The organism is Pedobacter caeni, assembly GCF_900129215.1.
Classification (GTDB): Bacteria; Bacteroidota; Bacteroidia; order Sphingobacteriales; family Sphingobacteriaceae; genus Pedobacter; species Pedobacter caeni.
The window spans coordinates 1-9,167 of sequence record NZ_FQUQ01000012.1; the positions used below are offsets into that span (position 1 = coordinate 1).

The 9,167-nt window shown below is 40.6% G+C and carries 9 protein-coding genes; all 9 read right to left on the reverse strand.

What is annotated here, in order from left to right; all coding sequences use genetic code 11:
* The coding region (gene tssD / locus BUC20_RS33375) for a type VI secretion system tube protein TssD (protein WP_317042825.1) at window positions 1–170 on the reverse strand (170 nt) is incomplete at its 3' end.
* Between the two features lie 328 nt (window positions 171–498).
* Window positions 499–1,065: a toxin-antitoxin system YwqK family antitoxin gene (locus BUC20_RS33380; protein ID WP_143166992.1), complete on the reverse strand. Its 567-nt coding sequence runs from the start codon at window positions 1,063–1,065 to the stop codon at window positions 499–501.
* Between the two features lie 88 nt (window positions 1,066–1,153).
* Window positions 1,154–3,172: a hypothetical protein gene (locus BUC20_RS33385; protein ID WP_073239170.1), complete on the reverse strand. Its 2,019-nt coding sequence runs from the start codon at window positions 3,170–3,172 to the stop codon at window positions 1,154–1,156.
* A gap of 12 nt (window positions 3,173–3,184) precedes the next feature.
* Window positions 3,185–3,646, reverse strand: a complete 462-nt coding sequence (locus BUC20_RS33390) for a DUF4280 domain-containing protein (protein WP_073239172.1) — start codon at window positions 3,644–3,646, stop codon at window positions 3,185–3,187.
* 21 nt (window positions 3,647–3,667) lie between these two features.
* Window positions 3,668–4,603, reverse strand: a complete 936-nt coding sequence (locus BUC20_RS33395; RefSeq protein WP_073239174.1) for a hypothetical protein — start codon at window positions 4,601–4,603, stop codon at window positions 3,668–3,670.
* Between the two features lie 29 nt (window positions 4,604–4,632).
* On the reverse strand, window positions 4,633–5,355 hold the full coding sequence (locus BUC20_RS33400) for a hypothetical protein (protein WP_073239176.1): 723 nt from the start codon (window positions 5,353–5,355) through the stop codon (window positions 4,633–4,635).
* Complete coding sequence (locus BUC20_RS33405) at window positions 5,352–6,746, reverse strand: hypothetical protein (RefSeq protein ID WP_073239178.1); 1,395 nt, start codon at window positions 6,744–6,746, stop codon at window positions 5,352–5,354. Before BUC20_RS33405 ends, BUC20_RS33400 begins: the two co-directional genes overlap by 4 nt.
* 4 nt (window positions 6,747–6,750) lie before the next feature.
* Complete coding sequence (locus BUC20_RS33410) at window positions 6,751–8,586, reverse strand: type VI secretion system Vgr family protein (protein ID WP_073239180.1); 1,836 nt, start codon at window positions 8,584–8,586, stop codon at window positions 6,751–6,753.
* 83 nt (window positions 8,587–8,669) lie between these two features.
* Complete coding sequence (gene tssD, locus BUC20_RS33415) at window positions 8,670–9,065, reverse strand: type VI secretion system tube protein TssD (protein ID WP_073239182.1); 396 nt, start codon at window positions 9,063–9,065, stop codon at window positions 8,670–8,672.
* Window positions 9,066–9,167: the final 102 nt, after the last annotated feature.

A 9,167-nucleotide genomic window follows, 5' to 3' on the forward strand; every position in this document is an offset into this window, starting at 1 on the left:
GCTTCGATGACAGAGGTATCTTCGGTTGATTCGATCTCAATATCGATCGTTCCACCATACACTCCGGAAGAAGGTCTTCCTTTAGCATCTACATCACGGTTTAGGGAATAGGCGCAATGAAGTACATCGTACTCTTTGCCTGAAAAGTTTAATCTTGCTTTGAAAGCCATAACTTTTTGTTTTAAGGTTTGTTATTAATTAACTGTATACAAGATAGCAAAAAGTTTGCCATTTTTACGTTTAAATCAACACGATATATGAGAAAGATAAAAATATCTTTAAAGGACTTTTAAAGAGGGTTGTTTTTTAATTAAAGCTAATTTATTCGCCGGATTAAAATACAGTGTATGCATTACCAAACAGCACAATAGAAACGCAATGTCGACAGGAAGAAAGAAAAAGCGGAAAGCCCGCTGGCCGTTTATTTTTCAAGACATACAAATTTGATTTCTGTCTTATTTCCCGTACTGAATTTCTTTCAATAATTTCCTGTACGGTTTAATCCAACCAAATCGTTAAGTCCATGGGCTTCACATTAATCACCTGTCCGGTTTTAACATCTATACTGAAACTTTCGCCCATATGTTTTGCCTTATCTTTCATATAGGCAATATTCCAGAATGCTCCCTTTGCATCGGAAACCCTTCCTACATGTTCAATCTGCTCATAGGAAATGTTCTTTTGCTTCAACACTTCCAGGACTTTTTCCCATGGAAATGCCTGATAAGGCGCATCTTTATCTTCCGTTTTTTCCAGATTTCCAGATGCGTCATAATAAGTCCACGTTCCTTTTTCAAAGGAATCTTTCTTAAAACTAGCGCCTTTGGATTTTAAGGTTCCATCAGGATAATACCACTTTACCTCGACAAACATATGAGGAAGCGGAGCTGTTTCTGTCTGTACAAAGCCTGAAACATCATCGCCCGAAGTATAAATAGAAACACCATCTTTTACATATTCATATCCATAGGACTTTGTACTTACGTTCTTTCCATCAGCTAAGCTGACAGTGCCATCACTTACAATTGCCTTAGCTTTAAATTCAGCTACATTTAGTTTTTCCACTTTATCTTTCTTTTGAGCCTGACAACCGAGACCAAGCATAGTTATAATTAGAACAGTTGTGATCCGCATCATTTTAAATTTAGTTCTTTTACTTAACATTTCGCTGTAATATTGCCCATTGCCATTTCCAGGTGCTGATCTGAGGTAAAATCGGTGTCGTTCCACCAGCCCCATCAGGAACACCAATATGAGAATAGTCCATGATATTTTCTGTCAAACCTTGTTTAAAAGTAAACCGGCCACTGTTGTCAAAACTATGGCTCAGCTCCATACAATGCATCAATTCATGTGTTACATAAAAAGACTGCGGATTCGAGAACATGACCGCTGATTTAGAGGGAATCCCATTGGCATAACCACCAAGATGCCTTAGCGATCCATTGGCAAGATAATACCCTCCACGGTCTCCAAAAAAGAAAATCTTATAATAGTTCAGGAACCTGCTATTGGCCGGCACAGCATTAAATTTAGCTTCCAGATAAGCCACTAAAGACGCACCACTTCCACTATTGTGGTATTTATTTAGCATTTTACCTGCCGGAGTATTAAAGACATAATCCGTAATCAACGTAGCATCGGCAGCCAAATTGAAATTAGCGGTTTCAATATTAGGAGTAATCAGGGCCTGTCTGATAAATTTTTCAAGGTATTGTTTCTGTTGACCGGCAAAAGAGGGGGTATATCCGGAAGCAGGAGTAGTCCCACCATTGATCAGCGTAGTCATATTTACAAAAACAACATTGGCGGTATACTTCTGCTGGTTTGCCACAATATTCATCTTGCCTGCCAGCTTATCAACAATGCTCTTGCTCAGTTGTTTCTCTTCTGCATAGACCTCCAGGATAATATCTGAATTGAATTCTTTAATACACTTGATACTCATATCAAGTTTCCGGTTTGCACCGGCTGCTGTTACCGCTTTTGCCGCAGCAGGTAAAACTAAGAAACTAAACCTTTTGTCGCTTTTATCCACCTCTTTCGTTCCTCCAGCAACATTCAACTCAAAATATGCATTCAGATACCGGATCTTTAAACGCTCCGGAGGACTTTTCACTTCTATCAGCATTTTAATACTGGCTGTTGCATTTAAAAACAGGCTTAACCAGGGCACATAATAAGGTTTCGGCAAGGCCCCCACCATTTTCCAGGGAATAGTTACCGGATAGAACAAAGGTTTGAGCAGGGTAAACTTAGTCGGATCCGGCTGAAAAACATTCCCGCTGGCATCGTATTTACCAATAATTTTCTCATAAATATTCGCAATGATATCTGCAGGCAAACCGGAATCCCCTTCCCTGATCCAGTCGAAACCGTAGTGACTTCCGTCCCAATTGCTTTTAGGCCTGAACTGTACAATACACTGCGCACTGATCACCTTGGTATTTGGATTTTCAGGAGCAGGTTTCACCGTTGCCGGATTGTTGCTTTTATCGGGCTTAATCAATTGTTTAAGCTCATTTTTCACTTTTAATATGATCTTATCTTTGATGATTTCAATCTTATTATCATAAGTAATCCTGACATAAAACTCATGTTCCGACTCATTTAAATAATCCAGACCATTCAGCTTTTTCTGATAGAGGTTCAAGTGGGGAAAGATCAGCCCTGCCTGACCATTTTTCATAACTAAAGCAGTATAAGTTCCCATATTTCTGGAACTATCGCCATGCCCATCCTCATATTCATCTTCAAATACCGTAATGGTCAGCTTATCATTTTTCGGAATATTCGCGGTTTGTATCACCAGGTTTACCTGATCCATATAAGCTACCGGACGTCCGCCCAGCTCCTTATGGTTCACATCCTGCCAGGAAACTTTTTGTATCACCGGTTTGCCGGCAACAGGTTGTACAGTTAACTTTACCAGTTCCGTTTTGCCGGTTTGAAAAGTATTCAGATAGGAAGCCACAATCGTGTAAGACTTTCCCAGTGCCTTCTGGTTAAAAGTAAATTCACCCACGGTTTTCTCCAGCATTGGTTTTTTTCCGGTGCCTTCAAAAAGCGCCCATTTTACCACAGGCATCTGGATCAGCAGATTATTGAAAAGCCTGTATGTAAATTTAGTCCCTATCTGCGGTCTGTTTTCACCGTTAATCGCTATACTCATTGCTCGTTAATTTTATTCTACAGCAGGTAATTCATCCAATAGATCATCCATATCCACCATCGGGTTTAATGCGCTCTGCACTTCCTGCTTTGCCTTTTGTGCAGCGCCTTTACCCATTTCCGCTGTTTGTCCGTGTTTAATAATTTTAATACATCCCGATCCGCCAATCGGGCAAGTTGCTTTACTGTCTTCCAGCAAAACTTTTCCGCCATTACTTAAGGTATCCAGTTCATAAAAACCTGTCCATTCTGTGATGACTGCCACACAAGGGTTATTTTTCTGCTTTGCACAGGAGCCAAAACTATTTTTCTCCAGTGTAGAACCGATATCCTTAGTACTTGCGATCAGTTTTTTCTCTGCACCATTGTCGTTAGCGTATTCCCTTTTATGCGTCAACACCTTCACTTTATCTGTTGAGGTACCGAAATTACACAGACAGGTAGCCCCCTGTACCACTAAATGTTTTTCTCCCATTGTCTTTTAACTTTAATTATCCTATCTGCGGAATAATGACCCTAAAATTCCTCTTTTCTGTTTAACTTCCCCATCAAGATAAACCAAAGAAGAAAGGTGCTGGTTTTCCGCGGCCTCTTCCTGTACAGGTGCTTTCGGATCCGTCCGGAATACCATAATATCTGTAGATTTCAACTGCTCTTTCTTTAAATTCCAGCAAGCATGAATTCTTTCTATCGACCTTGTACCGGCATCCAATACATAGTCAGCTTTATAATCCCCTTCAAAATCTGCTAATTCCAAATTCCCATGGTGATGGATCTCCAGATCACCATCCACATTAAGATATGGATCCACCTCTTGCCTGCATAAAAAGGAAGGCGGATCCGGCTCTTCATTCATAGGAAAAAACACCTGTTCTTCCAGTCTGTAATCCACTCCGTACGACTTATAAATGGCTGCAAAATAAGTACGGATAAAAAGGTCATTTTTAAACCTTTCCGATACCGTATCCTGATCTAAAATCCCCTTTTCCATCAGATCCAGATACCTTTCAGTTACCGGACCAACGAAGTACTCTTTTACTTTTTCTTTCAATTCCGGCCATCTGCCTACAATTTCCTGATGGTTGTGCACCGAAAGAAATTTCCCATCAAAGTCGACCTCCAGCAATAAGGGATAAAATACCTGAGCTGTTTCCAGGGCCAGCTGATCGAGAAGAACATCCGGCAGATCTTCATTTATGTATACCGGACTGAGCCTTTCCAGGCGAAAGATCCTCGCCTTTTCCAGGGTCTTTACATAAGTCACCTTTAGCTGGTATTTTAAGTTCAGCTCATTCATCCCTTCAGAGAAGACGATCATCACCTCATAGTCCCGGCTAAAATGTGGAGGCTTCAGTTGCAATAAAACCGAGAAGTTTCCGGCAAATTTCGCCGGAGTCCTGGTGATTTCACCGGATGTAATTTCCTCTTCCATGGTAGCTGTATGCAATTCCTAACTCCTATTTAATTATCCGCGTTCCTGATGAGAAATAATGGTGAGGATGCTTCTTTATCAGCCATGACCTTACCACTTAAATCATCAATAATAACTGTCCTGAATGTTGCTTCTCCAGATGCTTTCCCTGGTTTACCTGTATTCCAATAAAGTTCCCATACATATTTCTTTGTATCCGGGGAACGGTAACGCTTTACTTTTCCTGTTTCTCCAAAATCAACGTGATTTTCTCTGCCAAAAGCCAATATCCGGTCTAAAGACATTTTGTAATTTTCATCTTTATCCTCTTCTTTCAGCACCAGTCCTGCAGGACTGAAATCACGCCATTTTCCGACCTCCATATCTATCGAAAAGTATTCCCTGTTCTGCTTTATATTTCCTTCCAGATCGTACGTCCTGACGATCCTGTGTCCGTTTTTATACTGCAACTCTTCGATATACTCTGTGACCAGGCTTTTATCGTACTCCATCTCCACATAGCCCTCTTTTATTCCATTATATTGTTGTATATAGAGGTTGTCGTCCTTTTGATAACCTTCATATGAAAAATCTTTCTTTTTTCTTTCCTCATATTTTTTGATGTCGAACTTTTCCATATGCACAATTTTCTTTTCTTCTTTCTTTGAAACAGGTTTAGTCAGCTCCTTATTGGGAGCATGTTGTCCGTTGCAGGCCGTAAACATTCCGAGCAACAGGATCATCATATTTATTTGCAGGTAGTTCTTCCTCATTTTCCTTTTCTTGCTTTCTTCTTTGCGGCAATAGTTGACTGAACAATTGACCACTGCCACTTGAAAGTATAGATTCCAGGTATATCTTTCGTTACGATATCACTATAATCCATTACATTATCCGTATGAAACTTTTTGAACACAAACTTGCTCTTATTTAAAAAAGTATGGCTCAATCCCATCAAATGAAAGAATTCATGAGCTGCAGTACTGATGATGGAGTTTAATGGAGTCCCGGTTGTTTTAGAAACGCCGCGCACATCCAGTATAATTGCATGATCACCACCAATATCGTCTACTTCTCCCAGTAGATAACCATCTTTATTGCCCAGGATTTTTTTGGTAAAGAATATATGATAATAATTATCATACGTTTTCCCAATCACCTTTTTTCCTATTTTCTGCTTTTTAAATTTTTCATACAAACGTTCATGAAACCTTAAATCAGTATTAAAATTAGCCTCTCCATTATCCATCTCATCATTATAAGCTTTATCCTTTGTCAGGTCCATTTTTGCATAAACGACAGTCGCATCAACATAAGCCTGTTTGAGGTACTTTTTAATTCTTGCCTCCTCTCCCGTCAGTTTAACACTTCCTTCAGCAGTAGTAATGTTTACAAATAAAATTTTCACCGATTTCCGATGTGCTTTACCATTTTTCAGAATCGTCAGACAGCCAGCTAAAACCTCTGTTTCACCAACAACCGCCATCACATCGATAAATTGATCCGTATCAAAACTCTGAGTGCAGCTGATCTCCAGAAAATCTGTCAAATTATATTTACCATCCTTTATCGTCACATCTGTGACATTAAACGTAAAATAATCAGGCTCTTCAGCACTTTTTTTCCGCTGCCTGATGATCAGTTTTTCCGGTTTTTCTACCATCTCGACCTTCAGACTGAGTTTTGCGGTTGATCCTTCCCAAAGGGTCATCACAGCTTGTGTGTACAGGTATGGGTTTCCCTTAACTTTTCCTTTCCATGGGATCACCATATTTTTAAAACTCCTCAGCAGTAAGTCATACTTACTAACCTGATTCACAAACACCGGATTACCACTTTTATCTATGGCCATTTCGCCTATGATATCTCTGTACCAGGTATCTCCTTTTACTCCTGTGTCCCCGAATCTGACCCAGTCGAATCCATACTCCCCATTATAGCCTGCATTTGGGCGAAACTGCACGATACATTTTGCTTCAATGGGTTCAGCATCAACTACCGGAGGTCCTTTGGGATCGCCATGGGTCTTCCCATTTTCTTTCCCTTCCTCATGTACTTCCTTCCCTGCAGTGGAGAAAATATTATCCCCATAAAGCTCATAATCACCCTTTACACATTCGGTAATGGTAGTCCCCGCAATCTCTATGATTTTTCCGTTCGACATCTGCTTAATGGTTCGTAGATTTCTCAGAACTATTGACCTGAATTTCCTTTTGGGCATGCTTGTTTACATTGCCTTCCAGACTACTGATCTGAATATCTTTTGTAGCTATTTTTGTTTGTGAACTGGCATCAGATTTAATGCTTTCATCTGCAATTTTAAGGATATTTCTTGCCCTCAAACTGTAATCTGCGCCCGCATTCTGGTTGATCATTCCGCTGGCAATATGGCTGATATTTACACCCGCGCTCTCCGAAACAGAAAGGCCGGCAGTAGAGCTGATGTTCATGCCTGCATTCAAGGTAATATTCTGACCTGCATTGAAGCTGATGTTATTTGGCGCAGTGACGTCAATATTTCCGGCACCGTCCATGAACACCACATTTCCTGAAGGATCTTCTATTTTGATGCTTCCTTCCGCGTCGTTCATTGTGATCTTATTGCCACTTCTGGTTGCAATGGTTTTCAGGTGATTTGCACTGGAACCACCGGCACCGTTACTACCGTGGAACACGCTTCCCATAACGATGGGCAGGGTCAGATTTCCCCCTTCGAAGGAAACGACTACCTGATCCCCCTTTTCCGGGATAAATACATAGCCCCTGTTCTTACTGACCACCTCACTGCTTCCTGCATCTGGTGTAATCACACGCAACCATGCACTTGGATCGTTGGTTTTACAAGTCCATTTAAACTTCACTTTTATTCGTCCCATTCCCTGAGGATCTGCATTATCCAACACATCTGCCAATTGCATTTCCGGATTAGGTCTATCAAAAGATTTCACTAAAATCCTTTCTGTATTGGACACAATTCCTTCAAAGACATTAAAGTAATGTCCTCTTTCATCGATGGTATGACTGATCGAAGTAATCAGAAATTTACCCAGGTTCTCAGTTACAAAAGAGAGGTCCTTTCTCAGGCTCATGCTGATTTCAGCAACTGTTCCGATACCCAGCTCAGGGTTATCTCCTCTGGCGTTTATTTTTAACAGCTCACTAATGTTCGCTTTCTCTTCATTCTCCGTATGATTTTTCAGGTCCTCCCCATTATCCACACGAATGGATGATGCCTGATTAAATCCTTTGCTGTACAAAGTATGGGAGGCTTTAACTGCATGAACAAAATCTGTTCTGCCTTCTGCCTTTCCCGAGGTATCCCCTGCCAGCAACTCATTTTGAATGGGGTTATAGGCGTAGTTTTTGCTTTTCACCGGTGCCACTTCCATTCCATACTGCAGGCTGCTGATGTCTCTTCCGTAAACCAGGTTGAGTTCTTTCTGATCATCAGGTTTACCGAAATTCAGGTTTTCACCATCATAATAGAACCATTCGTGGTATTCACCACTCAGGCGGTTTAAAAAGTTGAAATCAGTTTCACGGTACTGTATGATATAATCAATCACATTTTTACGACTGACATTTGTTTTAATCTTTAAATCATTGACCGGGGTATCGTGTGTGGCAAGCCTGACAATTGTTTCCAGGTCTTTGTCCAGGTACGACCCAAGATCCGGGCCACGATCAATCAAGATGGTAGGGCTATAGCCACTTACCACAAGGATGCCATGGTAACCATTGCTTTGAGTTAAAGCTACTTTAGTTACTATTCCTGCAAACCGTTGCATTTTATCGGTTGCATAACCGAAACTTGCGGTCAGGGTTTGCCCGATAAAATCTCTGCTGCTTTCCAGTGTGATCAGCCCCGGGGCTCCGATCTGATCATGATTGAACCGGAGTTCAAAATAGTGATGTTCATTAAATTGCTGCTGCAACGTAAATGAACTGAAATGCGATATTGCAGTATCTTTAATATTAATCTCTTTGATTAAATGCTTTTCCATGATATATGAACATTATAGGAAGATCTATTAAACAGGAAGTCCGCAGAACCAACAATTGATTCTACGGACTTCAAGGTCTCAACTTAAGCCTTTGGCCAGTCGTTGATGTGTTCTGCATTACCGATTTTTAGTTTGCGTGCCGATATTACAAAATTTAATGTCATAGGTGTATTGTCATTAACCGCAATACCCTCATTGTACTGGATGATATAGCTGTCTTCGAAAGACAATTCCTTCATCTTTGCATCTTCTTCCCCTTTTTTGAAGGTGATTGTGCCTGAAAGTGGCTTGTACTGGTTGTTCACCATAGATTCAATCACTGAGGTATCCTCTGTTGATTCTACCTGAAGGTGAATTGTTCCACCGTAAACGCCTGATGACGGACGGCCTTTTGCGTCTACGTCTCTGTTCAATGAAAAGCTGCACTGCAACACATCGAATTCTTTTGAACCTAAGTTCAGTCTGGTTTTAAATGCCATGATAATGTTTTTTAAATGTTAAACTTCCTTAATTTGAATTATGCCTTTGGCCAGTCGTTGGTGTGCTCAGCATTGCCGAGTTTCAATTTACGGGCAGAGATC